This window comes from Cupriavidus oxalaticus, assembly GCF_016894385.1.
GTDB lineage: Bacteria > Pseudomonadota > Gammaproteobacteria > Burkholderiales > Burkholderiaceae > Cupriavidus > Cupriavidus oxalaticus.
In genome coordinates this window covers 2,785,084-2,810,539 of sequence record NZ_CP069812.1, presented here as the reverse complement: position 1 = coordinate 2,810,539, position 25,456 = coordinate 2,785,084, and the positions used below count along the sequence as shown (strand labels likewise).

Below are 25,456 nucleotides of genomic sequence, written 5' to 3'. Positions count from 1 at the left end.
GTCGAGGTGAATCGGGAGCGCGGCGGTGGCCGCCTCGTTCAATCCTGGGCGCGCTGCAGCACGTCCAGTTGCAGTTGCACGTTGCGGTCGTCGTCGGCGACCCAGATATCGCCGTCCTGGATCGTCACCGACAGGCGCATCGCGCGCTGCGCCAGCGCGGCGAGCGCGTCGACCGCTTCCGTCGGGACATTGTAGACGGTGACATTGCGCAGCTTGCCGGCCTTGCCCGCCATGCCCTTCCACCACTCGCGCGCGCTGGCGCCGCTGTAGGTGTAGACGGTCACGCGCTCGGCGCGGGCGGCGGCGCGCTTCAGGCGCGCTTCGTCGGGCTGGCCCAGCTCGACCCAGTGGGCGATGTCGCCGGTCAGGCGCTTGTCCCACAGGTCGGGCTCGTCCGGCTCGTCCAGGCCGCGGGTGAATGCCAGCGTTTCGGTGGCCTCGCAGGCGAAGGCGAGCACGCGCACCATCATGCGCGCGTCGTTCTCGGACGGATGCTGGGCAATGGTGAGGCTGTGGCTGCCGTAGTAGGGCCGGTCCATGTCGGAGACGGCCAGTTCGGCTTTGAAGATGGTGGACTTGAGCGCCATGGAGAAAGATGTGCGGCTGCGTCCGGCACGGCGGCGCGGAGCGCGAAAGGCCGCATCATACGCGATTCGGCGGCGCAGCCGTACGCGCGCGGGCAGGGCAAGGTGGGCCAGCCGGCACAAATGGCCGGCCGGGATGCAGGCCGGAGGCGCCTCAGCGCTTGCGGTATTCCTTCAGGTAGAAGCGCAGCAGGGCCGACAGCAGCAGCGTGGTCAGGAAGCCGGCAGCCACCACCAGCGCCTGGCCGGCGTCGGTATCGAGCTGGCCGGCCACGCCGAGGCGGAACAGCCACGTGCCGACCATCATGGCCAGGAACGGCATCAGCAGGGCGCCGCGGCCATAGGTCTGCACCGCCCACAGCGGGAAGCGGCGCAGGAAATCGCCTGGAATGCTGCACAGCAGGCAGGCTCCAGCGGCGGCCAGGGCGGCCGCGACGATGTCGCCGGAATGGATCTCGAACATGGTCTCTGTCTCGCGTTGCCGCACACGCGGCGGGCGTGGCAGGGATTGGGCAAAGCGCTGATTCTACAAGAGAAACCTTTCCGGCAGGTGACGCGTTGGGCTAGCGCGCGGGGCTGCTCGCCGGCGATGCCTCGACCGCCACATGGAGCGTCACGATGTCACCCGCATCGGGCAGGAAGCGGGTCATGCCGAAGGCACTGCGCGGCACTTCGGCGCGGAAGTCGCCGCCGCACACTTGCCGAGACACGCCGAACAGCGTGATCTCGCCGCAGCGGAAGCGCTCGGCCTGCAGCCGGACCGGACGGGTGACGCCGTGCAGGCTCAGCTCGCCTTCCACCGCCACAAGCCGGCCGCCGTCGCTGATAAAACGATCGGCGCGCAGCCGCGCCAGGGGAAACTGCGCGATATCGAAGAATTGTGCGGAACGCAGCACGCCGTCGAGCGTGCGGTTGCCGGTGTCGACCGAGGCCAGGTCGACGGTCACGTCGATCGCGCCGGCGCCGCTGTCGGCGTCGTAGACGATGCGCCCGTCGATCTTGCCGAAGCGCCCGCGCACCGAGCTGCGCTCGAAATGGCTGGCGCCGAAATAGACGGAGGTGTGGACCGGGTCGAGCGTGTATTCCACCGGCGCGGCGCTGGCGCCGGCGTTGCCCAGCATGGCGATCGCCACGGCGGCCAGCCGACGAACGGGTGCTGCCATGGCTCAGTGCACGAACACCGGCAGCAGGAAAATCCCCACCACCGACAGGTACCCGATGGTCCAGCACAGTGTGCGCAGCGTGGCCCGGTCGGTCAGGTAGCACACGGTGTAGAGGATGCGGGCGAGGATGAAGACCATCGACAGCTCGTCGATGCGCGCCTGCGGCGCTTGCAGAAAGCTTGCGGTGAGCACCGCCGCGGCAAAGAAGGGAAAAGCCTCGAAATGGTTGCGGTGCGCCATGTCCGCGCGCCGCGCGCGCCCGGACTGCTTGTCGAGCCAGCCGCGCGGGTCATGGTTGTCGAAACCGGGCCCGCTGGCCTTGGCGATGGCTACCGTGGCAAGCGGCAGCACGCCGGCCAGCAAGACGCACCAGAACGCGATCGGCATGGTTTCGGTCCTTGTTACAGCGCCGCAGCGGCCCGGCGGCCGCTGCGGCCGGTAGCGCGGTCAGGCGGCGACCACGCGGATCTCGATGCCCGCCAGGCCAACCACCTGGCCGGCGCGAATCTTCGCAGTCTTGCGCGATTCGGGCGCGCCGTCCACCGAGACTTCGCCGGCGGCGACCAGCGCCTTGCCGGCGCCGCCGCTGTCGCACACGCCGGCCAGCTTGAGCAGGTCGTTGAGGGCGATGAACTCGCCCTCGAGCGGGAAGGTGATGCTCTGTACCGGAGTTGCCTTGCCCATCACTTGCCCCAGCTGTCCTTCAACCCGACGATGCGGTTGAAGACCGGCTTGCCCGGCTGCGAATCAGTGCGGTCGGCAACGAAGTAGCCGTGGCGCTCGAACTGGAAGCGGTCTTCCGGCTGCGCCTCGCGCAGGCCCGGCTCCAGGTAGGCGGTGACCACCTTCTTGGAATCGGGGTTGAGCGCGTCCAGGAAGTTCTTGCCGCCGGCGTCCGGGTTGGGGTCGCTGAACAGGCGGTCGTACAGGCGCACTTCGGCCTCGTAGCCGTGCGCCGCGCTGACCCAGTGGATCACGCCCTTGACCTTGACGCTGTCGGCGCCCGGCGTGCCGCTCTTGGTGTCGGGCAGGTAGCTGGCATGCACGGCGACGACGTTGCCGTCAGCGTCCTTGTCCACGCCGGTGCACTCGATCACGTAGCCGTACTTCAGCCGCACCTTGTTGCCCGGGAACAGGCGGAAATAGCCCTTGGGCGGGGTCTCGTTGAAGTCCTCGCGCTCGATCCACAACTCGCGCGACAGCGGGAACACACGCTTGCCCAGTTCCGGCTTCTTCGGATGGACCGGGGCCGAGCATTCCTCGCTCTGGCCCTCGGGGTAGTTGTCGATGACCAGCTTGAGCGGGTCCAGCACGGCCACGCCGCGCGCGGCCCGGCCGTCCAGGTCGTCGCGCACCGCGCCTTCGAGCGTGCTCATGTCGATCCAGCTGTCGGCCTTGGCCACGCCGACGCGGTCGCAGAACAGCTGGATCGATTCGGGCGTATAGCCGCGGCGGCGCACGCCGACCAGCGTGGGCATGCGCGGGTCGTCCCAGCCGTCGACACGGTTCTCGTCCACCAGCTGCTTGAGCCTGCGCTTGCTGGTGATGGCGTAGGTCAGGTTCAGGCGCGCGAACTCATACTGGTGCGGCAGCGGGTCGCGGAACACGCCGGCGTCACGCAGGTGCTCCAGCACCCAGTCGTACAGCGGCCGGTTGTTCTCGAACTCCAGCGTGCACAGCGAGTGCGAGATATTTTCCAGCGCGTCCGAGATGCAGTGGGTGAAGTCGTACATCGGGTAGATGCACCACTTGTCGCCCGTGCGGTGGTGATGCGCGTGGCGGATGCGGTAGAGCACCGGGTCGCGCATCACGATGTTGGGCGCGGTCATGTCGATCTTCGCGCGCAGCACGTGCTCGCCGTCGGCGTACTTGCCGGCGCGCATGTCGCGGAACAGCTGCAGGTTTTCCTCGACGGTGCGGTCGCGGTAGGGCGAGGGCTTGCCCGGCTCCGAGAAGTTGCCGCGGCTGGCGGCGATCTGCTCGGCCGACTGGCTGTCGATATAAGCGGCGCCGCGCTCGATCAGGGTTTCGGCAAAGGCGTAGAGCTGGTCGAAGTAGTCGCTGGCGTAGTACAGGTGCGGCTGCTTCTGGCCGTCCTTGCCTTCGCTGTCCCAGGAGAAGCCGAGCCAGTGCACGGCGTCGATGATCGAATCGACGTATTCGGTGTCTTCCTTGACCGGGTTGGTGTCGTCGAAGCGCAGGTGGCAGCGGCCGCCGTAGTCGCGCGCCAGCCCGAAGTTCAGGCAGATGCTCTTGGCATGGCCGATATGCAGGTAGCCGTTGGGCTCCGGCGGGAAGCGGGTGATGACGGTCGGCAGCGGCTCGCCTTGCTTGTCCTGGCGGCCGGCGTAGGTGCCGGCGGCGAGGTCCTGGTCGATGATGCTCCGCAGGAAGTTGGAGGCGGCTGGGGTGCTGTCGGTAGGCTTGTTGTCGTGGCTCATGGTGGCGCCGGTTGGCCGGCCGGATGGATCGATGGGTTGGATCGATTCGGTGGCCGGTCGGGTCGTCAGATTGCGTGGCGGAATGCCAATACCGGGATTTTACCGTGCCGGCGGCGCCGCACGCCGTGAGCATCGGCTCATTTGTGGTCTTGTCCGTTGCCGGCGCGGGTTGGCCGCACCGAAAGTGACGCGCCGGAGTAGCATGGAGACCCGTGCCGGCCATGGCCGGCTGTCGTCCATCGCAGCAGGAACGTCCATGAACGCCCATCCCGATGCGGCACAAGTGCCGCCCATGCCCCACGATGTCGTTGCCGCGCTGTGGCGCGATGCCGGCCTGCCCGCCGAGGCGCTGGCCCACCTGCGCCTGGACGGCGCCGAGCCGGTGCTGCCTTCGAGCTTTGCCGTGGGGACCGCGGCGCAGGCCAGCCTGGCCGCATCGGCGCTGGCCGCCGCCACGCTGTGGCAAGGACGCAGCGGCCGCTGGCAGGACGTCAGCGTCGACATGCGCCATGCCATCGCCGAGTTCCGCAGCGAGCGCTACCTGCGCGTCGACGGTGGCCCCGCGCCCGAGCTGTGGGACAAGATCGCCGGGATCTACCGCTGCGGCGACGGCCGCTGGGTCCGGCTGCACACCAATTTCCCGCACCACCGCGACGGCGTGCTGCGCTTGCTGGGCTGCGCCTATGACAAGGCGGCGGTGCAGGCGGCGCTGGAAAAGCGGGAAGCCGAGACGTTCGAAACCGCCGCCTCCGATGCCGGGCTGGTGGTCGCTGCGCTGCGCAGCTTCGACGAATGGGACCGCCATCCGCAGGCCGCGGCGCTGCGCGGCCTGCCGCCGGTGACGCTGGAGCGCATCGGCGACGCGCCGCCGCAGCCGCTGGCGGCGCCCGCATCCCCCGATGCGCAGCCGCTGTCAGGGGTGCGCGTGCTCGATTTCACCCGCATCATCGCCGGCCCGGTGGCGGGTCGCACGCTGGCCGCGCATGGCGCGGACGTGCTGCTGGTGACCGCCGCGCACCTGCCGTCGATCGCGCCGCTGGTGATCGACACCGGCCGCGGCAAGCGCAGCTGCCAGCTCGATCTGCGCGATCCCGACGACAAGCGCACGCTGCACAAGCTGCTGCACGGCGCCGACGTGATGGTGCAGGGCTACCGGCCCGGCGGCCTGGCCGAACTGGGCGTGGGCCCGGAAGCCGCGGCGCGGGCGCGGCCGGGCATCGTCTATGTGTCGCTGAGCGCGTACGGCCACGTCGGGCCGTGGGCGCACAAGCGCGGTTTCGATTCGCTGGTGCAGACCGCCACCGGTTTCAACCACGCCGAGGCCGAAGCGGCCGGCAGCGACACCCCGCGGCCATTGCCGGCGCAGGTGCTGGACCATGCCGCGGGCTACCTGCTGGCATTCGGCGCGATGGCCGCGCTGCACCGGCGCGCGCTGGAAGGCGGCAGCTGGCACGTGCGCGTGTCGCTGGCGCAGGTGGGGCAGTGGCTGCGCGGGCTGGGGCGGGTGCCGCAGGGGCTGAAGGCGCCCGAGCAGAAGATCGACGATGTCGCCGACCTGCTCGAAGCGGTGCCGTCCGGCTTCGGCATGCTGACCGTGGTGCGCCACGCGGCGCAGCTGTCCGGGACGCCGGCGCGCTGGGCGCTGCCGTCCGAGCCGCTCGGCACGCATGCGCCGGAGTGGCTGCCACGCTAGTACAGAGAATTACGCTGCCGTTCGGGCAGGTCGCGGTCATAGGCGGCGCCGTCGATGGCGTTCTCGCTCAGCGTGGCCAGGATCTCGCCGTTGCTCGGCAGCGACTGCCGCGCGACCTGCGCATCCGCGGCCCACAGGCGCGAGCGGATCAGCGCGCGGGCGCACTGGAAGAACACCGACTGCACCGTGATCACCAGCACCGTGGTCGGCGCCTTGCCGTCGACCACGCAGCGCGCGATCAGCGCCGGGTCGACGCTGATCTGCGCGCGGCCGTTGACGCGGATGGTCTCGTTCACGCCGGGGATCACGAACAGCAGGCCCACGCGCGGATCGGCCACGATATTGCGCAGGCTGTCGATGCGGTTGTTGCCGCGCCGGTCGGGCAGCAGCAGCGTGTGTTCGTCCAGCACCTGCACGAAACCGGGCATGTCGCCGCGCGGCGAGCATTCGGCCCAGTCGTCGGCGACCGTCGACAGCAGGCAGAACGGGGCGGCCTCGATAAAGGCGCGGTAGTGCGGATGCAGGTAGTCGACTTCCTTTGACAGCGACGGCGCCGCGGGCTGGGCGTAGAGCGCTTCCAGTTCGGCCAGGGAGGTGATGGCGTGCGAGGTCATGGCGGATCGGGGCGAGGGCGGGAAGATTGGCGGGGCAAGCCGACAATGTAGCGCAGCCGGCGGGGCGGCATCGTGACGCGCCGTGCGCTCAGAGCGTCACGGTGCCGCGGCCGATCTCCAGCACGCGGCCGCCCACGCGGATCGCGCCGCCCGCGCCGACCGACAGGCGCAACCGGCAGGGACGGCCGACGGCCTCGCCCTGGTCGATGAGGTATTCGGCCGGCAGCGCCCGGCCGGTGGCGAGCAGCCAGCCACCCAGGTTGGCGCAGGCCGAGCCCGTGCCCGGGTCCTCGGCCACGCCGCCGCCCTGCTTGGTGAAGAAATAGCGCGACAGCACGCGGCCCGGCTGCCCGGGATCGAAGGCGAACACGTAAGCGGTCTTGCGGCCCAGGCTGCTCTGCGGCCAGATGTCGAGCCGTGCGCTGTCGGGATTGGCGCGCCGCACGGCATCGGTGCTGTTCACGGCCACCAGCAGCTGGTCGGCGCCGGTGTCCACCCACAGCGGCGACACCAGCAGGTCGCTTTCCTGCAGGCCGAGCAGGCTTGCCAGTTCGGCATCGGGCAGGCCCGCCGGGGCGGTCTTCGGCATGCCGCTGTGCGGCGCGGTGAAGGTCCAGACATCGTCCTGCGCCGTCACCGGGACCACGCCGGCGAGGAATTCGAGCGTCAGCGTGTCGCCGGTGCCGGCCAGTTCGCGCACCACGTGCGCGGTGCCCAGCGTGGGGTGGCCGGCAAAACGCATCTCATAGCCGGGCGTGAAGATGCGCACGCGCGCGCTGGCGTTGTCCGATGGCAGGATGAAGGTGGTTTCCGACAGGTTGAACTGCAGCGCCAGCGCCTGCATGGTGGCCTCGTCCATGCCGCGCGCGTCTTCGAACACGCACAGGGGATTGCCGCCGAAGGTGGACTCGGCGAAGACGTTGAGCAGGCGGAAGGCGTAGGTGGGCATGATGCAGGCTCCGGAGGCTTGTCGGGGAAACAGTGTACGGAGCCGTGGCGCGCGCGCCATGAACAGTTGCCGCGATCGCGAGCGGGCCAGTTGCGGGATGGGGGGCGGAAAGCAAGAACGCCCCTTTCGGGGCGTCTTGCATGTCGTTGGCAGTCCAGGCCGGCGGGCTCAGAAACCCACCGCCTGCCCGTCGCGCCGGCTGTCGCTGGCCGCCACGTAACCTTGCTCCGGATCGTCCGACAGGCGCCAGATGAATTGGCCGGAGCCGAAGTCCATGTACGGATCGTCCACCGACTTCAACTGGTGCCCGCGCGCCTTCAGGCCTTCGACCGTGGCCGGGTCCATGGTGCCTTCCACGTCCAGCGTGAAATCGCGGTTGACCTTCCAGCGCGGTGCGCAGCATGCGGCCTGCGGCTGCTGGTTGTAGTCCAGCATGCGCACCACCGTCTGCAGATGGCCCTGCGGCTGCATGTCGCCGCCCATCACGCCGAAGCTCATCACCGGGTGGCCGTCCCTGGTCAGGAAGGCCGGGATGATGGTGTGGAACGGGCGCTTGCCGCCGGCCACGGCGTTGGCCGACTTGGGATCCATCGAGAAGCCCACGCCGCGGTTCTGCAGGCTGATGCCGGTGCCCGGCACCACCACGCCCGAGCCGAAGCCCATGTAGTTTGACTGGATGAACGAGACCATCATGCCGTTTTCGTCCGCGGCGGTCAGGTAGATGGTGCCGCCCACCTTGGGCATGCCGAAGTTGAAATGCGTGGCGCGCTGCATGTCGATCAGCTTCGCGCGCGACTTCAGGTAGGCGTCGTCCAGCATCTGCTCGGGCGTGACCTCCATGCTGCGCGGATCGGCCACGTAGCGGTACAGGTCGGCGAAGGCCAGCTTCATCGCTTCGATCTGCAGGTGCTGTGAATCGACCGAGTCGACCGGGATCGAGGCCATGTCGAACTGGCCGAGGATGCCCAGCGCCACCAGCGCGGCGATGCCCTGGCCGTTGGGCGGGATCTCGTGCAGCTCGTAGCCGCGGTAGGCCTGGCTGATCGGCTTGACCCAGTCGGGGCGATAGTTGCGCAGGTCGTCCAGCGTCATCGCGCCGCCGCACTGCTGGCTGAAGGCGGCGATCTTCTCGGCGATCTCGCCTTCGTAGTAGGCGCGCCCGCGCGTCTCGCCGATCTTGCGCAGCGTCTCGGCGGCGGCCTTCATGGTGAACTTCTCGCCGACCAGCGGCGCGCGGCCGTTGGGCATGAAGGTCTCGGCGTAGCCCGGCTGGTCCTTCAGCTCGGGCACCGCGGCGGCCCACTTGTGCGCCACCACCGGCGGCACGGCGTAGCCGCGCTCGGCGATCTCGATCGCCGGCTCCATCAGGTCGGCGAAGGGCAGCTTGCCGAAGCGCTCGTGCATCGCCGCCCAGCCGGCGATCACGCCGGGCACGGTGACCGAGTCCCAGCCGCGGATCGGGCGGTTGGCCAGGCCGTTGGCGTCGGTGCCGTACTTGTTCCTGAAGTACTCCGGGTTCCAGGCGGCCGGGGCCACGCCCGACGAGTTCAGCCCATGCAGTTCCTTGCCGTCCCACAGGATGGCGAAGGCATCGCTGCCCAGGCCGCACGAGACCGGCTCGACGATGGTGATCGCGGCCGCCGCGGCGATGGCGGCATCGACGGCATTGCCGCCCTTGAGCAGCATGCGCAGGCCGGCCTGCGCGGCCAGCGGGTGCGAGGTCGACACCACGTTGCGCGCAAACAGCGGGATGCGCACGGAGGGATAGGGGTTGGTCCAGTTGAAGTTCTGCATGGCGTTGTCTGTCGTTTCAGGAAGCGGCCGGGCCTCTTATCGGTGATCGGCGAGCGGCGCCGGCCTCATTGGCGCTCTTTGCGCCCTTATTCTGCCGTGATCTTGCGATCCTTGATCAGCTTGCCCCAGCGGGCGCTGTCCTTCTTCACCATGGCGGCAAACTGCGCCGGCGTGCCACCGACCGGCTCGGCGCCCAGCTTGCCCAGGCGCTCCTTGACCTCGGGCGACTGGATGGCCTTGTTGAACTCGGCATTCAGGCGATTGACGATGTCCGCCGGCATCCCCTTGGGCCCATAGATGCCGAACCATGTATCCGACTCAAAGCCGGGCAGTCCCGACTCGCTGGCCGTGGGGATCTCCGGTGCCAGCGGCGAGCGCTTCGCGCTGGTCACCGCCAGTGCCTTGAGCTTGCCGTCCTTCACGTGCGGCAGGCCCGAGACGATGCTGTCGAACAGCACCTGCACCTTGCCCGAGATCAGGTCGGGCACGGCCAGCGCGGTGCCGCGGTAGGGGATGTGGGTGATGAACACGCCGGCCTGCGCCTTGAAGGCCTCGGCGGTCAGGTGCACCACGGTGCCATTGCCGCTGGAGGCGTAGTTGAGCTCGCCGGGATGCTTCCTGGCGTAGTCGACCAGTTCGTGCACATTCTTCACCGGCAGGGTGTTCGGCACCACCAGCACGTTGGTGGCGATCGCCACCTGGCCGACCGGGGTGAAGTCGGTCTCGGTGTTGTACGGCAGGCGGGTGTTGATGTACGGGCCGATCGAGTGCGTGCTGGTGGTCGCGATCAGCAGCGTGTAGCCGTCCGGCGCGGCCTTGGCCGCCATGTCGGAACCGATCGCGCCGCCGGCGCCGGGGCGGTTGTCCACCACGATCTGCTGGCCGATGTTGGCGCCCACCTTCTGGGCAATGGCGCGCGCCAGCAGGTCGGTCGCGCCGCTGGCCGGGAAGGGCACGATCAGGCGGATCGGCTTGCCGGGATAGTTGTCGGCCAGTGCGGGCGTGGCGGCCAGGCACATGCCGCAGGCGGCGGCGATGCCGGCGAGGCGCAGCCAGGATTTCATGCGTGTCTCCGGAGTCAGGCTTGGGACCTGTATAAAGCGGGCAGGGATTGAAGAGCCCGCTTAATTATTCCGCGCCGCCGGTCACAAAGAAAGCTAATATTTCTTTCCGATGTCACAAGAAAAACTTAAGTATCCGCGCGGCTTCGCCAGCCTTGCGCACGGGCACCGATGAGCACTATCCGATTCCTCCGTACTTTCGTCGCCGTAGCCGAACAGGGCTCCTTCGCCGCAGCGGCCGGGCAGGTGGCCCTGACCCAGGCTGCTGTCAGCCTGCAGATGCGCGCGCTGGAAAGCGAGCTGCGGCGTGAGCTGTTCGACCGCAACGGCCGCGTCGCGGTGCTCAATGCCGATGGCCGCGCGCTGCTGCCGCAGGCGCGGCGCCTGCTCGCGCTGTATGACGAGATGCGGCTGCCGCTGGCATCGGACCAGGCCATGGCCGGTGCCGTGGCCGTGGGCGCGGTGGTGTCGGTGATGGGCGGCCTGTCGCACGCGGTGGCCCGCATGAAGCGCACCTACCCGGCGCTCGACGTGCGCCTGGTCGGCGCCAAGTCGATCGAGCTGGCGGCACAGGTCGAGGCCGGCGAGCTCGACGCGGCGATCCTAGTGGAAGGCGCCACGCGGATCCCCGGCACGCTGCGCTGGACGCCGCTATACCAGGAGCCGCTGGTGGCGATCGCGGCACGCGGCAGTCCCGGCCGGGATGCGCGCGAGGCGCTTGCGCAGAACCCCTACCTGCGCTTCGACCGCAGCCAGCGCACCGGCGTGCTGGTCGAGCGCGCGCTGCGCCGCGCGCACCTGAAGGTCAATGAGTTCCTGGAACTGAACGCCATCGAGGCGCTGGTCGAGCTGGTGCGCCAGGAGGTGGGCGTGACGGTGGTGCCGCTGCTGCGGCGCGCGCGCTGGCACGACGACGAGGCGCTGCGCATCTTGCCGCTGCTGGTCAACGGCGAGCCAGTCATGCGCCACATCGGCATGCTGGAGCGGCGCGACCACGGGCGCGGGCAGGTGACGGCGGCAGTGCGGGCGGCGTGCGGCGAACTGTTTGGCGCCTGATGCAGGTCGCGCCGGCGCCATAAGCGCGGTCTATCGGCCAGATAGACAGAATCGCATTCTCCTCGGGCCGAGCTGTGCATATATTTTGGTTGCGGACACCCGCCGCGGAAGTCAGACCAACGCGGCTTTGCCCCCGCACGCGCCCGGATCGTCACACCGGCGCGTCTGCGCACCGGCGGCAACCAGCCGGACTGCGTTGCAGGAACGTCCGGCGGGTAGCGCCGGAGCGGGATCGAAGAAGTCAGAAAGCTATCGGGCAACAACACGCAATCGAGCGACCGCTGACGCCATCGCGGCAGGCGTATGCAGTACGTCCCCATAAGGAGAGAACGTATGTCTAACGAAGCAAAGTGTCCCTTCACGCATACCGCCGGCGGCGGTACGACCAATCGCGAGTGGTGGCCAAAGCAGCTGCGGCTGGACCTGCTCAGCCAGCATTCCGCCAAGTCCAACCCGCTGGGCCCGGACTTCAATTACCGCAAGGCGTTCAAGGAGCTGGACCTGGCCGCGGTGAAGAAGGACCTGGCGGGGCTGATGACCGATTCGCAGGACTGGTGGCCGGCGGACTTTGGCCACTACGGCCCGCTGTTCATCCGCATGGCGTGGCACGCCGCCGGCACCTATCGTATCGGCGACGGCCGCGGCGGTGCCGGGCGCGGGCAGCAGCGTTTCGCGCCGCTCAACAGCTGGCCGGACAACGTCAGCCTGGACAAGGCGCGCCGGCTGCTGTGGCCGATCAAGCAGAAGTACGGCCAGAACATCTCGTGGGCCGACCTGCTGGTGCTGACCGGCAACGTCGCGCTGGAGACCATGGGCTTCAAGACCTTCGGTTTCGGCGGCGGACGCGAAGACACCTGGGAACCTGACGGCGACGTGTACTGGGGCGATGAAAAGACCTGGCTCGGCGGTGACGTGCGCTATGGCAAGGGTGCCGCGGGCAAGTACGACGACGCCGGCGTGCTGGTTGCCGACGAGGACATGCATGGCGCCGAGGCCAGCCGCACCGATCATGGCCGCAACCTGGAGAACCCGCTGGCCGCCGTGCAGATGGGCCTGATCTATGTGAACCCGGAAGGCCCGGAGGGGAACCCGGACCCGCTTGCCGCGGCGCACGATATCCGCGAGACCTTCGCGCGCATGGCCATGAATGACGAGGAAACCGTCGCGCTGATCGCCGGCGGGCATGCCTTCGGCAAGACGCACGGTGCCGGACCGGCGGACAACGTCGGGGCCGAACCGGAAGGCGCGGATCTCGAACTCCAGGGCCTGGGCTGGTCGAGCAGCTTCGGCACCGGCAGGGGCGCCGATACCATCACCAGCGGGCTGGAGGTGACCTGGAGCAAGACGCCGACGCAATGGGGCAACAGCTACCTGGAAAACCTGTTTGGCCACGACTGGGAACCGAGCAAGAGCCCTGCGGGCGCCAACCAGTGGGTTGCCAAGGACGCCGGCGAGACCATCCCGCATGCGTTCGATCCGTCGAAGAAACTGCGGCCGACGATGCTGACCACGGACCTGTCGCTGCGTTTCGACCCCGAATACGAGAAGATCTCGCGGCGCTTCCTGGAGCATCCGGACCAACTGACCGATGCCTTCGCCCGCGCCTGGTTCAAGCTGACCCACCGCGACATGGGGCCGCTCGCGCGCTACCTGGGCCCGGAAGTCCCGCAGGAAGAGCTGCTCTGGCAGGACCCGGTGCCGAAGGTCGACCATCCGCTGGTCAACGACCAGGATGTCGCCGCGCTCAAGCAGAAGGTGCTGGCGTCAGGCCTGCCGCTGTCGCAGCTGGTGCAGACCGCCTGGGCCTCGGCATCGAGCTTCCGCGGTTCGGACAAGCGGGGCGGCGCCAATGGCGCGCGCATCCGGCTGGCGCCGCAGAAGGACTGGGCCGCGAACGAGCCCGAACAACTGGGCAAGGTGCTCAAGGCGCTTGAAGGCATCCAGGCCGAGTTCAACGGCGCGCAATCCGGCGGCAAGAAGATCTCGCTGGCCGACCTGATCGTGCTGGCCGGTGGCGCGGCCATCGAGCAGGCGGCACAGAAGGCCGGCCACAAGGTCACCGTGCCGTTCTCGCCGGGCCGCACCGATGCGTCGCAGGAACAGACCGACGTCGACGTGATGGCGGCGCTCGAGCCGAAGGCGGACGGGTTCCGCAACTTCGTCAAGGCGAAGTACAGCATCCCGCCGGAGCACCTGCTGATCGACAAGGCGCAGCTGCTGACGCTGACCGTGCCCGAGATGACGGTGCTGATCGGCGGCCTGCGCGTGCTGAACGTGCATACCGGGCCCGATGCGCATGGCGTCCTCACCGACCGCCCCGAAACGCTGACCAACGACTTCTTCCGCAACCTGCTCGACATGCGGCTGGAATGGAAGCCGCTGTCGGACGAGCGCGAACTGTTCGAAGGACGCGACCGCAAGACCGGCGACAAGAAGTGGACCGGCACGCGTGTCGACCTTGTGTTCGGTTCGAACTCGCAGTTGCGCGCGCTTTGCGAGGTCTATGCCAGCGCGGATGCGCAGGAAAAGTTCGTCAGGGATTTCGTTGCGGCCTGGGCCAGGGTGATGAACCTCGACCGCTTCGACCTGCTGGATTGATGCCTGTTGCCTGAGCTGCCAGCGCGGATTCCGTCACGGTGCCATGCCGTGCCGGGGTCCGCGTTCGTGCGCCGTCACCGACCGGCGGCGCAAAAAAAACGGCCGGCATGCGCCGGCCGCGATGATATGGCCTTGCGTCCTACATCATCCTGTGCGCGAAGTGTCCGCGCTTGGCATCGGCCATCAGTTCCATGAACTGGTCGGTGCTCATGTGCACCAGCTCCTGGTGGTCGCCCGCTTCGAAATAGACGTCGGCATGCGCCAGCAGGCTGTCGTCCAGCCAGGTCTGCGTGCCATACGCCATGGCGACCGGCGGGATCGCGCCGTGGTCGCAGTCCCTGAACACTTCGCGCACGCCATCCTCGTGCGCCAGCGACAGGTTGCGGCCGGTCTGCTCGCGGATCTCCGCCAGTTTCAGGTGGTGCGTGGAGGGAATCACCGCGGCGACATAGCCGCTGTCGTCTTCCAGCAGGACGGTCTTGGCCAGGCGGTCTCCGGGAATGTGTGCAGCGTGTGCAGTGGCCATGCTGCTCAGGCTGTAGGGGTGCCGAACGGTGTCGAACTGGCTGTGCCTCGTGCTCAGGCATTTCGCCAGCGTATTAGCCATGGTCATGATCTCAAACCTCCGACGCGCTCATCGCGACAGTTGTCCGGGTGCTAATACTATAGGTCGCTGCGGGCCCGGTGGAGGCGTGCCACCGTGTCAATTCCCGGCAACAAAAAAAGGGCACCTCGCGGTGCCCCCCAGTGTTGCATTGCGAGCCGGCCCGCAGGCCGGCGGCAAGTCCTGCTTATTCTTCCTGGAACGCTTCTTCGCGCTTGGCCTTGATCGACGGCATTGCCACGACCATCACCAGCACGGCAGCGGCGATCAGCAGGCCCAGCGACAGCGGACGCGTCACGAATACGGTGAAATCACCACGCGACAGCAGCAGCGAGCGGCGGAAGTTCTCTTCCATCATCGGCCCCAGCACGAAGCCGAGCAGCAGCGGAGCGGGTTCGCAGCGCAGCTTGATGAACAGGTAGCCCACCACGCCGAAGGCCGCGGTCTGGAACACGTCGAAGGTGGTGTTCTGGACCGAGTACACGCCGATGCAGCAGAACGTCAGGATGGCCGGGTACAGGTAGCGGTAAGGCACCTTCAGCAGCTTCACCCAGATACCGATCAGCGGCAGGTTCAGCACGATCAGCATCAGGTTGCCGATCCACATCGAGGCGATCAGGCCCCAGAACAGCGCCGGGTTGCTGGTCATCACCTGCGGGCCGGGCTGGATGTTGTGGATGGTCATCGCACCCACCATCAGCGCCATCACCGCGTTGGGCGGAATGCCCAGCGTCAGCAGCGGAATGAACGAGGTCTGCGAAGCCGCGTTGTTGGCGGATTCCGGACCGGCCACGCCTTCGATCGCGCCCTTGCCGAATTCCTGCGGGTACTTGGAGGTCTTCTTCTCCAGCGAATACGCCGCGAACGAAGCCAGCGAGGCGCCGCCGCCCGGCAAGATGCCCAGCGCCGAGCCCAGTGCGGTGCCGCGCAGCACGGCCGGGAACATGCGCTTGAAGTCTTCCTTGGTCGGGAACAGGTTGGTGATATGGTCGGTGAAGGTCTCGCGCTGCTCTTTCTGTTCCAGGTTGGCGATGATTTCAGCGAAGCCGAAGATACCCATTGCCACCGAAACGAAGTTGAGGCCGTCGGTCAGTTCCGGCACGTCGAACGAGAAGCGCGCGGCGCCCGAGTTCACGTCGGTACCCACCAGGCCCAGCAGCAGGCCCAGCACGATCATGGCGATGGCCTTGACCAGCGAGCCCGAGGCCAGCACCACGGCGCCGATCAGGCCCAGCACCATCAGCGAGAAGTACTCGGCGGGGCCGAACTTGAAGGCCAGTTCAGACAGCGGTGCGGCAAACGCGGCCAGGATCATGGTGGCCACGCAGCCGGCAAAGAACGAGCCCAGGCCGGCGGTGGCAAGCGCCACCCCCGCTCGTCCTCGTCTTGCCATCTGGTAGCCATCGATGGTTGTCACCACCGACGACGATTCACCCGGCAGGTTGACCAGGATGGCGGTGGTCGAGCCGCCGTACTGGGCGCCGTAGTAGATGCCGGCCAGCATGATCAGCGCGGCCACCGGTGGCAGCGTGTAGGTCACCGGCAGCAGCATGGCGATGGTGGCCAGCGGCCCCAGGCCCGGCAGCACGCCGATCAGCGTCCCCAGCACGCAGCCGAGGAAGGCGTACGCCAGGTTCTGGAAGGTCAGGGCGGTGGAGAAGCCCAGGCCCAGGTTAGTGAGTAGTTCCATGTTGGCGGCCTCCTTAGCTTGCCAGGAAAGCCGGCCACACCGGCATCTGCAGGTTGATGCCGTATACGAACGCCCCCAGGCTGATCAGCACAAGGATGATGGCGTTCAGGATCGCACCCTTCCAGCTGAACTCGTGGCTGGCCATCGACGACACCAGCACCAGCACCAGCACCGACAGCACCATGCCGAGCGGCTTGAGCAGCAGGCCGAACAGCACCACCGAGCCGAGAATCCACAGCAGCGTCTTGATATCCCAGCGGGCCAGCTGGTCTGTTTCCGCCTTGGAAGACAGCGAGCCCCACAGCACCAGCGCGCCCAGCAGGGCGAGCACGATGCCGAGCCAGAACGGGAAGTATCCCGGTCCCATTTTTGCGGCGGTTCCCATGGAATAGCCGCGTGCGACCCAGGAAAAGCCGAATCCGACCAGGATGAACATCAGGCCGGAGGCGAAGTCCTTTTGGCTACGTATGCGCAAAGTGAATCTCCTCGATAAGACGCTTGAAATCTACGGTTGACCCTTTGTTGCGCCGCGTCAATGCGGTCTGCAACGAAGGGCCCTCCAGCGGGCAGGGTGGAAGTTAAGGGGGCGACCTTTCAGCTACCTTTCAGATGTCTGCAAACAGGGTCATGGTTCGGGTATCCCCTAGTGGGATGGCGCTTAAAAGGCGCCTGGCCGGTCTGCAAAGCCAGTCTGGAGGCGGGCTGGCGGGCGAGGCGGCAGATAGCGCTGCGCTATCACCCGGGCAGCACGCGCATCCGTACGGCAGCTTCCGCGGGGGTGCCGGCCTGAAAGCCCTGTAAGGTTTGAAAGGTTCCGGCAAGGAACCCTATGTGATGCAAGGCGCAGCCTGGAGAGGCAGCGCCGAGGGGCCTGAGGGAAAAGGGAGAACACCCTGCTCAGGCCACTTCGGGCGGCTTGGGCGCACCCGGAACCGTTGGTGCTGCGAGGACTTGTCTTTAATCGACCTTGGCCCCCGACACCTTCACGATCTGCGCATACTTCTTCAGCTCCTTCTGCACCAACGCCCCGAACTGCTCCGGCGTGGTCGGCGCCGGCTGGGCGCCGATGCGGGCCAGGCGCGCCTTCATGTCGTCCGTCTTCAGGATCGCAACGATCTCGTGGTTCAGCTTCTCCACGATTTCGCGCGGCGTATTGGCCGGCGCGAACACGCCGAACCAGGTCGAGATATCGAAGCCTTCCAGCCCCAGTCCCTTGCCGGCCTCGGCAATGGTCGGCAGCTCGGGGAACGCGGCCGCGCGGCCGGCGGTGGTCACGGCGAAGGCCTTGAGCTTGCCCGCCCTGATATTGGCCGACGCCGAAGCCAGGTTGTCGAAGATCAGGTCGGTCTGGCCCGACAGCACCGACAGCTGTGCGGGCGACGCGCCGTTGTAGGGGATATGGACCATGCTGATCTTCGCCATGCTCTTGAACAGCTCGCCCGACAGGTGCCCGGCGCTGCCGTTGCCGCCCGAGGCGTAGTCCAGCTTGCCCGGGTTCTTGCGCGCATAGGCGACCAGGTCGCGCACGTTGTTGATGTGCAGTTCGGCGGCCTTGCCGGGGTGCATCACCAGCACGTTGGGCACGTCGGCGACCAGCGTGACCGGCGCGAAGTCTTTCACGGGGTCATACGGCATCTTGCTGAACAGCGTCGGGTTGATGGCATGCGTGGCCACCGCGCCCATGACGATGGTGTAGCCATCGGCCGGCTGCCTGGCGACGTAGTCCGCGCCCAGGTTGCCGCCGGCGCCCGGCTTGTTTTCCACCACCACGGGCTGGCCGAGGCTGTCGCGCAGCCTGTCGCCGATGGCGCGCGCCACGGTGTCGAGCGGGCCGCCGGCGGGATAGGGCACCACGAAGCGGACGGGCTTGGTGGGGTAGGCGTTGGTGGCCGCGTTGGTGGTCGCGTTGGTGGCCGTGTTGGTGGCCGCGATGGCGGCGGCGGGCATCAGCGCCGCGCTCAGCGCGGCGGCAAGCAGTTTCTTCAGCATGTTGCGGAGGACAGAGGGATTGAAATTCCTGGCGGGATGCTTAGCGGGCCCCGATGCCGCGCGCCATCATCACGGCGCACAGCGGCAGCAGGATCACCAGGTGCGATTCGATCATGACCCAGCGCCGCGCCGCCTTGATCTCGGACGGCGGCGGCACGTAATCGGGCAGCCTGCGCGCCTGCTTGCGCCAGCGCGCGATGGCAAGGGTCGGCGGCAGCGAGCACAGCGCGATCAGCACGAACACGCCCATCTTGGCGTGGAACCACGGGTTGTGCAGGTAGAAGTCGACGCCCTTGGCGCCGTAGAACAGGCGCAGCAGGCCGGTCGCCAGCGCCAGGACCGCCGACAGGAAATAGAACAGGTCGTACAGCGACAGGCGCCGCACGGTGGCCGGGGTGAGGTCCGGGCGCAGCGCCACAGCCTCGGCGGCCATCAGCGTGATCAGGACAAAGATCGCAAGGAAATGCAGGAAGGCCAGGATGGCGTCGGTCAGCATGGGTTCTCCTTTGCTTTGCGCAGGCCCGCGCGGGAGCGCGGGCCCGGGGAAAGTACTTCAGTGGGGACTGAACTTCCGGAAAGCACCTGCGGCAGGACTGGCCTGCCACACGCAGCAGGAGAATCTTACAGCACACCTTTTGCGCGAAGTGCCGCGATCTGCCCGGCGCTGTAGCCCAGGGTCTCGGCCAGCACCGTGTCGGTGTGCTCGCCCAGCAGCGGCGGGTGGCGCAGCGCCTGCGGCGGCGTCGCGCTCATCTTGATCGGGCTGGCGACCAGCTTGACCTCGCCGGCGCTGGGGTGCGGCAGGTCCACGCGCAGGCCGCGCGCCTTGACCTGGTCGTCCTCGAACACATCGTCGAGCGTGTTGATCGGGCCGCACGGCACGCCCGCGGCTTCCAGGTCGCGGATCCACTGCGCGCGGGTGCGCGGGCGCACCATCTCGGCCAGGATCGGCACCAGCACGTCGCGGTTGGCCACGCGCTGCGGGTTTTTGGCAAAGCGCGGATCGTCGGCCAGTTCGGGCATGCCGCCGTCGGTGACGAACTTGCGGAACTGCCCGTCGTTGCCCACCGCGACGATGATCCAGCCGTCGGCGGCCTGGAAGGTCTGGTAGGGCACGATGTTGGGGTGCGCATTGCCCCAGCGGCGCGGCGCCTCGCCGCTGGCCAGGTAGTTGGTGTTCATGTTGGCCAGCATGGCCACCTGCACGTCCAGCAGCGCCATGTCGATGTACTGGCCTTCGCCGGTGCGCTCGCGATGCGCCAGCGCCGCCAGCACGGCGATGGTGGCGTACTGGCCCGTCATCAGGTCGGAAATCGCCACGCCGGCCTTCTGCGGGCCGCCGCCGGGCAGGTCGTCGCGCTCGCCGGTCAGGCTCATGAAGCCGCCCATGCCCTGGATGATGAAGTCATAGCCGGGGCGCGCGGCGTACGGGCCGGTCTGGCCGAAGCCGGTGACCGAGCAGTAGATCAGGTCGGGCTTGACCTGCCTGAGCGACTCGTAGTCCAGCCCGTATTTCTTGAGTTGGCCGACCTTGTAGTTCTCCAGCACCACGTCGCTCTGCGCGGCGAGGTCGCGCACGATCTGCTGGCCTTCGGGCGTGCTGATGTCGCAGGTGACCGAGCGCTTGTTGCGGTTGGCGGCCAGGTAGTAGGCGGCCTCGGCGGTGTCGCGGCCGTCTTCGTCTTTGAGCCAGGGCGGGCCCCAGGTGCGGGTGTCGTCGCCGGCGCCGGGGCGCTCGATCTTGATCACATCGGCGCCGAAGTCGGCAAGGTTCTGGGCGCACCAGGGCCCGGCAAGGACACGGGTCAGGTCGAGGACGCGGAGATGGCTTAAGGCTCCCATGGCGGTATTGGAATGCAGAGGTAGGGCAGGGGGGAAGGATCGGAAATCCGGCTGCCGGCGCCCGGTCTCGGGCGGGGCGATGCGGGTTGCCTGCACTGTACCACCGGGGCTCGCGCAGGCGTGCCATGGAGTGATTCATAGGCCGCTCTTTGCGGCTGGATTTGGGCGATAGCCGGCCGGCCCCATGGCAAGGCGGGCGGCCGGCCGGGCATGCCCTGCTGGTGCTGCCTTGCCCGTATAATCAACGGTTTGCAAATCCAAAACTGACTCGTCGCGCCCGGCCCAGCCGCGGGAGCGTCCGCCATCCCATGAAAGTCTCAGACATTCGCAGCAAGTTCCTGCAGTTCTTCGAATCGAAGGGCCATACCGTGGTCCGCTCGTCCAGCCTGGTGCCGGCGAACGACCCGACGCTGCTGTTCACCAATTCCGGCATGGTGCAGTTCAAGGACGTGTTCCTGGGCACCGACAAGCGCCCGTACAGCCGCGCGACCTCGTCGCAGCGCTCGGTGCGCGCCGGCGGCAAGCACAACGACCTGGAGAACGTGGGCTACACCGCCCGCCACCATACGTTCTTCGAGATGCTGGGCAACTTCTCGTTTGGCGACTACTTCAAGCGCGAAGCCATCCAGTACGCATGGGAACTGCTGACCAAGACCTACCAGCTGCCGGCCGAGAAGCTGTGGGTGACGGTCTACGCGGAAGACGACGAGGCCTACGACATCTGGGCCAGGGAAGTGGGCGTGCCGACCGAGCGCATCGTGCGCATCGGCGACAACAAGGGCGCGCGCTACGCCTCGGACAACTTCTGGCAGATGGCCGACACCGGCCCGTGCGGCCCGTGCTCGGAAATCTTCTACGACCACGGCCCGGACGTGTGGGGCGGCCCGCCGGGATCGCCGGAGGAAGACGGCGACCGCTACATCGAGATCTGGAACCTGGTGTTCATGCAGTTCAACCGCGACGAGCAGGGCAACATGACGCCGCTGCCCAAGCCCTGCGTGGACACCGGCATGGGCCTGGAGCGCATCGCCGCGGTGCTGCAGCACGTGCACAGCAACTATGAGATCGACCTGTTCCAGGCACTGATCAAGGCCGCCGCGCGCGAGACCCATATCGACAACCTGAACCAGAACTCGCTGAAGGTCATCGCCGACCATATCCGCGCGTGCTCGTTCCTGATCGTCGACGGCGTGATCCCCGGCAACGAGGGCCGCGGCTACGTGCTGCGCCGCATCGTGCGCCGTGCCATCCGCCACGGCTACAAGCTGGGCCAGAAGACCCCGTTCTTCCACAAGCTGGTGCCGGACCTGGTCGCGCAGATGGGCGAGGCCTATCCGGAACTGGCCGAAGCCCAGTCGCGCGTGACCGAAGTGCTGAAGGCCGAGGAAGAGCGCTTCTTCGAGACCATCGAGAACGGCATGTCGATCCTGGACGCCGCGCTGGCCGACCTGAAGCTCAAGGGCGGCAAGACGCTGGATGGCGAACTGGCCTTCAAGCTGCACGACACCTTCGGCTTCCCGCTGGACCTGACGCAGGACGTGTGCCGCGAGCAGGAAATCGGCGTGGACGAGGCCGCCTTCGACGCCGCCATGAGCCGCCAGCGCGAGCAGGCGCGTGCCGCGGGCAAGTTCAAGATGGCCGCCGGCCTGGAGTACACGGGCGACAAGACCGTGTTCCATGGCTACGAAAAGCTGGAGCTGCCGCGGGCGTTGATCACCGCGCTGTATGTGGACGGCGCGTCGGTCGACACCATGCAGCCGGGCCAGACCGGCGTGGTGGTGCTGGACAACACGCCGTTCTACGCCGAGTCCGGCGGCCAGGCCGGTGACCAGGGCGTACTCAAGGCCGTGGACGGCAATGGTGCGGTCTTCGCCGTGGCCGACACCACCAAGGTCCAGGCCGACGTGTTCGGCCACCAGGGCACGCTGGCAGGCGGCGCGCTGAAGGTGGGCGACGCCGTGTCGGCCCAGGTCGATGCGCTGCGCCGCGCGCGCACCGTGCGCAACCACTCGGCCACGCACCTGATGCACAAGGCCCTGCGCGAAGTGCTGGGCACGCATGTGCAGCAGAAGGGCTCGCTGGTGGATGCGGACAAGACCCGCTTCGACTTCTCGCACAATGCGGCGCTGACCGAAGACCAGATCCGCCGGGTCGAAGAGATCGTCAACGCCGAGATCCTGCGCAACGAAGATACGCACGCCGAGATCATGCCGTTCGACGATGCCGTCAAGAGCGGCGCGATGGCGCTGTTCGGCGAGAAGTATGCCGACGACGTGCGCGTGCTGTCGATCGGCACGTCGAAGGAACTGTGCGGCGGCACCCACGTGCACCGCACCGGCGATATCGGCCTGTTCAAGATCGTGGTGGAAGGCGGCGTGGCGGCCGGCATCCGCCGCGTGGAAGCGATCACCGGCGACAACGCGCTGCACTACCTGCAGAGCCTGGATGCGAAGCTGAATGAAGCCGCCGCCGTGCTGAAGGCGCAGCCGTCCGAGCTGGTGCCGCGCATCGGCCAGGTGCAGGACCAGGTGCGCGCGCTGGAGAAGGAGCTGGAGCGCCTGAAGAGCAAGCTGGCGGCGTCGCAGGGCGATGAGCTGGCTGCCCAGGCCGTCGACATCAAGGGCCTGAAGGTGCTGGCGGCCCAGCTCGACGGCGCCGACGTGAAGACGCTGCGCGAGACCATGGACAAGCTCAAGGACAAGCTGCAGAGCGCGGCCATTGTGCTGGCGGCCGTGGCCGACGGCAAGGTCAGCCTGATCGCCGGCGTGACGGCGGATGCGACCGGCAAGGTCAAGGCCGGGGAGCTGGTGAACTTCGTTGCCCAGCAGGTGGGTGGCAAGGGCGGCGGACGGCCGGACATGGCGCAGGCTGGCGGCACCGAGCCGGGCAAGCTGCCGCAGGCACTGGCGGGTGTCGGCGAGTGGGTGGCAGCGAAGGTCTGATGGCTTGACCGTACCGCAAGCCGATGAAGAAGGGGCGCCACTGGCGCCCCTTCTGATTTTCTACTTCTCGGCGTTCCCCGTAGCATTCCGCAGCGTCGTCAGCAAATCCATCGGCAACGGAAACACAATCGTCGAACTCTTGTCCCCGGCGATCTGCGTCAGCGTCTGCATATAGCGCAGCTGCATCGCCTGCGGCTGCCGCGCCAGCATCTGCGCCGCTTCCAGCAGCTTCTCGGAAGCCTGCAGCTCGCCTTCGGCATGGATCACCTTGGCGCGCCGCTCGCGTTCGGCTTCCGCCTGCCGCGCGATGGCCCGGACCATGGTTTCGTTCAGGTCGACATGCTTGATCTCGACGTTCGATACCTTGATGCCCCAGGCGTCCGTCTGCGCGTCCAGCGCTTGCTGGATGTCGAGATTGAGCTTCTCGCGCTCGGCGAGCATTTCATCCAGTTCGTGCTTGCCCAGGACCGAGCGCAGCGTGGTCTGCGCAAGCTGGCTGGTGGCGTCGAGGAAGTTCGCGACCTGGATGATGGCGCGCTCCGGATCCACCACGCGGAAGTACACCACGGCATTGACCTGCACCGAGACGTTGTCGCGTGAAATGACGTCCTGTGACGGCACATCCATGACGATCGTGCGCAGGTCCACCCGCACCATTTGCTGCACCGCCGGGATGACCAGCACCAGCCCCGGGCCCTTGACCTTCCAGAAGCGGCCGAGCATGAAGACCACGCCGCGCTCGTACTCGCGCAGCACCCGGAACGCCGCGATGATGAGCAGCGCCAACAGGAAGATCAAACCGCCGAAGCTGAATCCGAAGGCCATGGTCAGGCTCCCTTGTCTGGGGTCGGTTGGGGTTGGGTCGGTCGGGGTGGAGCCGGAGCGCCCGGCGCGTTGCCGGCGGCGATCACGTCAAGGATCAGGCCATGCCGTGCGGTGACCACCACCGGTGTGCCGCGCGCCATGGGGCTGGCACTGCGCACGCGCCAGTTCTCGCCGCGCACCGTGGCCCAGCCCTCGTCGCGCAGGTCTTCCAGCAGCTCGCCGCGGCTGCCGATCAGCGTGTCGGCGCCGCTGACCACCGGCCGCTTGCGCGAGCGCATCAGCATGGCCGACATGCCCAGCAGCAATGCCGCCGACATGGCCGACAGCATCGCCACCATCGGCAGCGGCACGCCGAAGCCCGGCACGTCGGTGTCGATCAGCATCACCGCGCCGAAGGCGAAGGCGATGATGCCGCCCAGGCCCAGCGCGCCGAAGCTCGGCAGGAACAGCTCCGCCACCATGCAGGCAATGCCCAGCGCCACCAGCGCCAGGCCGGCGTAGCTGACCGGCAGCATATGCAGCGCGAACAGCGCCAGCAGCAGGCAGATCGCGCCGGCGACGCCGGGGACGATCATGCCCGGCGTGGAGAACTCGAAGATCAGCCCGTAGATGCCGATCATCAGCAGCATCAGCGCCACGCTGGGTTCGGTGATCACCGCCAGGAAGCGGCTGCGCCAGTCCGGTTCCATGTCGACCACCGTCGCATCGCGGGTGTGCAGCACGCTGGCCTTGCCGCCGGCGGTGAGCTGGCGGCCGTCGATCTGGCGCAGCAGCGCGGGCAGGTCGGACGCGACCACATCGATCACGCGCTGCGCCAGGGCCTCGTCGGCGGACAGGCTGACCGCCTCGCGCACCGCGCGCTCGGCCCACTCGGCGTTGCGCCCGCGCAGTTGCGCCAGGCCGCGGATATAGGCGGAGGCGTCGTGCATCTGCTTGCGGGCCATGGTGTCGGCGGTGGAGGGCTCGCTGGCGGGGGCCGATGCCGGGTTTGCGCCGGGCACGGCGTCGGGGCGCTGCGGGCCGCCAATGCCGATCTGCACGGGGCTGGCCGCGCCCAGGTTGGTGCCGGGCGCCATCGCCGCGACATGGCTGGCATAGAGGATGTAGGTGCCGGCGCTGGCGGCGCGCGCGCCGCCCGGATAGACGTAGGTGGCGACCGGCACCGGCGAGGCCAGGATCGCCTGGATGATCTCGCGCATGGACGCATCCAGCCCGCCCGGCGTGTCCATCTCCAGCACCACCAGCTGGGCGCCCGCGTCGCGGGCGCGCGCCATGCTGCGCAGCACGAAGCTGGCGCTGGCCGGGCCGACCGCGCCCTTGAGCGGGATCGCGTAGACCGGCGCGACGGCGCCCGCAGCCGGGGCGGACGCCCCGGACGGTGGCGCGGCGCGGGCGGGCGGCACGGCGACGGCGCTGGCGAGGAGGCCGGCCAGCCCGGCAAGGCAGCACGCCAGGGCCAGGCCGGCCAGCAGCCAGTGAGGCAGACGCCGAAGGGCCCGCGGGGGCACGGTGGCAGGTTTCATCACGTGGGCGGGCACACAGGGTGCGGTGGTGGTGCCATTTCCAGTGTAGACCACCGGCCACATCTTGCACGGGATGGTCGCCGCGCCC

22 protein-coding genes are annotated in these 25,456 nt (G+C 68.0%); 4 read left to right on the top strand and 18 right to left on the bottom strand.

The genetic code is table 11. The features are described from left to right. Window positions 1-38: 38 nt before the first annotated feature. The 6 genes from JTE92_RS25380 to JTE92_RS25355 all read right to left on the bottom strand — a co-directional run bounded on the left by JTE92_RS25380 (window position 39) and on the right by JTE92_RS25355 (window position 4,188). Complete coding sequence (locus tag JTE92_RS25380; protein WP_063240456.1) at window positions 39-587, bottom strand: YaeQ family protein; 549 nt, start codon at window positions 585-587, stop codon at window positions 39-41. A gap of 151 nt (window positions 588-738) precedes the next feature. Continuing rightward, window positions 739-1,047 (bottom strand): hypothetical protein, encoded by a 309-nt coding sequence (locus tag JTE92_RS25375; protein WP_063240455.1) that lies wholly within the window; start codon window positions 1,045-1,047, stop codon window positions 739-741. 100 nt (window positions 1,048-1,147) lie between these two features. Then, on the bottom strand, window positions 1,148-1,747 hold the full coding sequence (locus tag JTE92_RS25370) for a YceI family protein (RefSeq protein WP_063240454.1): 600 nt from the start codon (window positions 1,745-1,747) through the stop codon (window positions 1,148-1,150). Window positions 1,748-1,750: 3 nt separating this feature from the next. Then, complete coding sequence (locus JTE92_RS25365) at window positions 1,751-2,134, bottom strand: MAPEG family protein (protein ID WP_063240453.1); 384 nt, start codon at window positions 2,132-2,134, stop codon at window positions 1,751-1,753. 60 nt (window positions 2,135-2,194) lie between these two features. Beyond that, window positions 2,195-2,431, bottom strand: a complete 237-nt coding sequence (locus JTE92_RS25360) for an RNA-binding S4 domain-containing protein (protein WP_063240452.1) — start codon at window positions 2,429-2,431, stop codon at window positions 2,195-2,197. After that, window positions 2,431-4,188 (bottom strand): glutamine--tRNA ligase/YqeY domain fusion protein, encoded by a 1,758-nt coding sequence (locus JTE92_RS25355; protein ID WP_063240451.1) that lies wholly within the window; start codon window positions 4,186-4,188, stop codon window positions 2,431-2,433. The genes JTE92_RS25360 and JTE92_RS25355 overlap by 1 nt, the downstream gene beginning before the upstream one ends. Before the next feature lie 256 nt (window positions 4,189-4,444). Here JTE92_RS25355 and JTE92_RS25350 point away from each other — a divergent pair, with 256 nt between their 5' ends. Beyond that, window positions 4,445-5,881 (top strand): CoA transferase, encoded by a 1,437-nt coding sequence (locus tag JTE92_RS25350; RefSeq protein WP_063240450.1) that lies wholly within the window; start codon window positions 4,445-4,447, stop codon window positions 5,879-5,881. Here the strand turns inward: JTE92_RS25350 and JTE92_RS25345 are convergent. The 4 genes from JTE92_RS25345 to JTE92_RS25330 form a co-directional block, all read right to left on the bottom strand. Continuing rightward, the gene (locus JTE92_RS25345; RefSeq protein WP_063240449.1) at window positions 5,878-6,495 is read right to left on the bottom strand and encodes a pyridoxamine 5'-phosphate oxidase family protein; all 618 of its coding nucleotides are present in this window, start codon (window positions 6,493-6,495) and stop codon (window positions 5,878-5,880) included. The two genes, JTE92_RS25350 and JTE92_RS25345, sit on opposite strands and share 4 nt — an antisense overlap. Window positions 6,496-6,583: 88 nt before the next feature. Then, window positions 6,584-7,444, bottom strand: a complete 861-nt coding sequence (locus JTE92_RS25340) for a PhzF family phenazine biosynthesis protein (RefSeq protein WP_063240448.1) — start codon at window positions 7,442-7,444, stop codon at window positions 6,584-6,586. A gap of 168 nt (window positions 7,445-7,612) precedes the next feature. Then, entirely contained in the window at window positions 7,613-9,238 is a 1,626-nt protein-coding gene (gene ggt / locus JTE92_RS25335; RefSeq protein WP_063240447.1) for a gamma-glutamyltransferase, read from the bottom strand. A gap of 86 nt (window positions 9,239-9,324) precedes the next feature. Beyond that, window positions 9,325-10,302: a Bug family tripartite tricarboxylate transporter substrate binding protein gene (locus tag JTE92_RS25330; RefSeq protein ID WP_063240446.1), complete on the bottom strand. Its 978-nt coding sequence runs from the start codon at window positions 10,300-10,302 to the stop codon at window positions 9,325-9,327. A gap of 168 nt (window positions 10,303-10,470) precedes the next feature. Here JTE92_RS25330 and JTE92_RS25325 point away from each other — a divergent pair, with 168 nt between their 5' ends. Both JTE92_RS25325 and katG read left to right on the top strand, forming a co-directional pair. Then, window positions 10,471-11,355: a LysR substrate-binding domain-containing protein gene (locus JTE92_RS25325; RefSeq protein ID WP_063240445.1), complete on the top strand. Its 885-nt coding sequence runs from the start codon at window positions 10,471-10,473 to the stop codon at window positions 11,353-11,355. A gap of 333 nt (window positions 11,356-11,688) precedes the next feature. After that, on the top strand, window positions 11,689-13,953 hold the full coding sequence (gene katG / locus JTE92_RS25320) for a catalase/peroxidase HPI (RefSeq protein WP_063240444.1): 2,265 nt from the start codon (window positions 11,689-11,691) through the stop codon (window positions 13,951-13,953). A gap of 139 nt (window positions 13,954-14,092) precedes the next feature. On the opposite strand, the gene JTE92_RS25315 is transcribed toward katG, so the two are convergent. From JTE92_RS25315 to JTE92_RS25290, 6 genes are all read right to left on the bottom strand, one after another. Further along, window positions 14,093-14,566 carry an aminoacyl-tRNA deacylase gene (locus JTE92_RS25315; RefSeq protein ID WP_063240443.1) on the bottom strand — a complete coding sequence of 158 codons (474 nt, stop codon included), beginning with the start codon at window positions 14,564-14,566 and terminating at the stop codon, window positions 14,093-14,095. A 178-nt stretch (window positions 14,567-14,744) separates the two neighbouring features. Continuing rightward, window positions 14,745-16,247, bottom strand: coding sequence for a tripartite tricarboxylate transporter permease (locus tag JTE92_RS25310; RefSeq protein ID WP_063240442.1), 1,503 nt, complete (start codon window positions 16,245-16,247; stop codon window positions 14,745-14,747). A gap of 13 nt (window positions 16,248-16,260) precedes the next feature. Beyond that, window positions 16,261-16,722, bottom strand: a complete 462-nt coding sequence (locus JTE92_RS25305; RefSeq protein WP_063240441.1) for a tripartite tricarboxylate transporter TctB family protein — start codon at window positions 16,720-16,722, stop codon at window positions 16,261-16,263. Window positions 16,723-17,204: 482 nt separating this feature from the next. Further along, entirely contained in the window at window positions 17,205-18,236 is a 1,032-nt protein-coding gene (locus JTE92_RS25300; protein ID WP_063240440.1) for a tripartite tricarboxylate transporter substrate binding protein, read from the bottom strand. 40 nt (window positions 18,237-18,276) lie between these two features. After that, window positions 18,277-18,732 carry a DUF2214 family protein gene (locus JTE92_RS25295; RefSeq protein WP_063240439.1) on the bottom strand — a complete coding sequence of 152 codons (456 nt, stop codon included), beginning with the start codon at window positions 18,730-18,732 and terminating at the stop codon, window positions 18,277-18,279. Window positions 18,733-18,857: 125 nt separating this feature from the next. After that, the gene (locus JTE92_RS25290) at window positions 18,858-20,078 is read right to left on the bottom strand and encodes a CaiB/BaiF CoA transferase family protein (RefSeq protein ID WP_063240438.1); all 1,221 of its coding nucleotides are present in this window, start codon (window positions 20,076-20,078) and stop codon (window positions 18,858-18,860) included. Between the two features lie 308 nt (window positions 20,079-20,386). Here JTE92_RS25290 and alaS point away from each other — a divergent pair, with 308 nt between their 5' ends. Then, entirely contained in the window at window positions 20,387-23,020 is a 2,634-nt protein-coding gene (gene alaS, locus JTE92_RS25285) for an alanine--tRNA ligase (protein WP_063240437.1), read from the top strand. Between the two features lie 60 nt (window positions 23,021-23,080). Here alaS and JTE92_RS25280 read toward each other — a convergent pair whose 3' ends face one another. Next, complete coding sequence (locus JTE92_RS25280) at window positions 23,081-23,845, bottom strand: slipin family protein (RefSeq protein WP_063240436.1); 765 nt, start codon at window positions 23,843-23,845, stop codon at window positions 23,081-23,083. A 2-nt stretch (window positions 23,846-23,847) separates the two neighbouring features. Then, window positions 23,848-25,368 (bottom strand): NfeD family protein, encoded by a 1,521-nt coding sequence (locus tag JTE92_RS25275; RefSeq protein WP_063240557.1) that lies wholly within the window; start codon window positions 25,366-25,368, stop codon window positions 23,848-23,850. Window positions 25,369-25,456: the final 88 nt, after the last annotated feature.

Coding starts and splice junctions, on each gene's coding strand:
- JTE92_RS25295 (WP_063240439.1), bottom strand. CDS start 18,732: ATGCTGACCGACGCCATCCTGGCCTTCCTGCATTTCCTTGCGATCTTT.
- JTE92_RS25280 (WP_063240436.1), bottom strand. CDS start 23,845: ATGGCCTTCGGATTCAGCTTCGGCGGTTTGATCTTCCTGTTGGCGCTG.
- JTE92_RS25345 (WP_063240449.1), bottom strand. CDS start 6,495: ATGACCTCGCACGCCATCACCTCCCTGGCCGAACTGGAAGCGCTCTAC.
- katG (WP_063240444.1), top strand. CDS start 11,689: ATGTCTAACGAAGCAAAGTGTCCCTTCACGCATACCGCCGGCGGCGGT.
- JTE92_RS25275 (WP_063240557.1), bottom strand. CDS start 25,368: ATGAAACCTGCCACCGTGCCCCCGCGGGCCCTTCGGCGTCTGCCTCAC.
- ggt (WP_063240447.1), bottom strand. CDS start 9,238: ATGCAGAACTTCAACTGGACCAACCCCTATCCCTCCGTGCGCATCCCG.
- JTE92_RS25290 (WP_063240438.1), bottom strand. CDS start 20,078: ATGGGAGCCTTAAGCCATCTCCGCGTCCTCGACCTGACCCGTGTCCTT.
- JTE92_RS25350 (WP_063240450.1), top strand. CDS start 4,445: ATGAACGCCCATCCCGATGCGGCACAAGTGCCGCCCATGCCCCACGAT.
- JTE92_RS25355 (WP_063240451.1), bottom strand. CDS start 4,188: ATGAGCCACGACAACAAGCCTACCGACAGCACCCCAGCCGCCTCCAAC.
- JTE92_RS25330 (WP_063240446.1), bottom strand. CDS start 10,302: ATGAAATCCTGGCTGCGCCTCGCCGGCATCGCCGCCGCCTGCGGCATG.
- alaS (WP_063240437.1), top strand. CDS start 20,387: ATGAAAGTCTCAGACATTCGCAGCAAGTTCCTGCAGTTCTTCGAATCG.
- JTE92_RS25315 (WP_063240443.1), bottom strand. CDS start 14,566: ATGACCATGGCTAATACGCTGGCGAAATGCCTGAGCACGAGGCACAGC.
- JTE92_RS25375 (WP_063240455.1), bottom strand. CDS start 1,047: ATGTTCGAGATCCATTCCGGCGACATCGTCGCGGCCGCCCTGGCCGCC.
- JTE92_RS25365 (WP_063240453.1), bottom strand. CDS start 2,134: ATGCCGATCGCGTTCTGGTGCGTCTTGCTGGCCGGCGTGCTGCCGCTT.
- JTE92_RS25325 (WP_063240445.1), top strand. CDS start 10,471: ATGAGCACTATCCGATTCCTCCGTACTTTCGTCGCCGTAGCCGAACAG.
- JTE92_RS25380 (WP_063240456.1), bottom strand. CDS start 587: ATGGCGCTCAAGTCCACCATCTTCAAAGCCGAACTGGCCGTCTCCGAC.
- JTE92_RS25300 (WP_063240440.1), bottom strand. CDS start 18,236: ATGCTGAAGAAACTGCTTGCCGCCGCGCTGAGCGCGGCGCTGATGCCC.
- JTE92_RS25370 (WP_063240454.1), bottom strand. CDS start 1,747: ATGGCAGCACCCGTTCGTCGGCTGGCCGCCGTGGCGATCGCCATGCTG.
- JTE92_RS25310 (WP_063240442.1), bottom strand. CDS start 16,247: ATGGAACTACTCACTAACCTGGGCCTGGGCTTCTCCACCGCCCTGACC.
- JTE92_RS25340 (WP_063240448.1), bottom strand. CDS start 7,444: ATGCCCACCTACGCCTTCCGCCTGCTCAACGTCTTCGCCGAGTCCACC.
- JTE92_RS25360 (WP_063240452.1), bottom strand. CDS start 2,431: ATGGGCAAGGCAACTCCGGTACAGAGCATCACCTTCCCGCTCGAGGGC.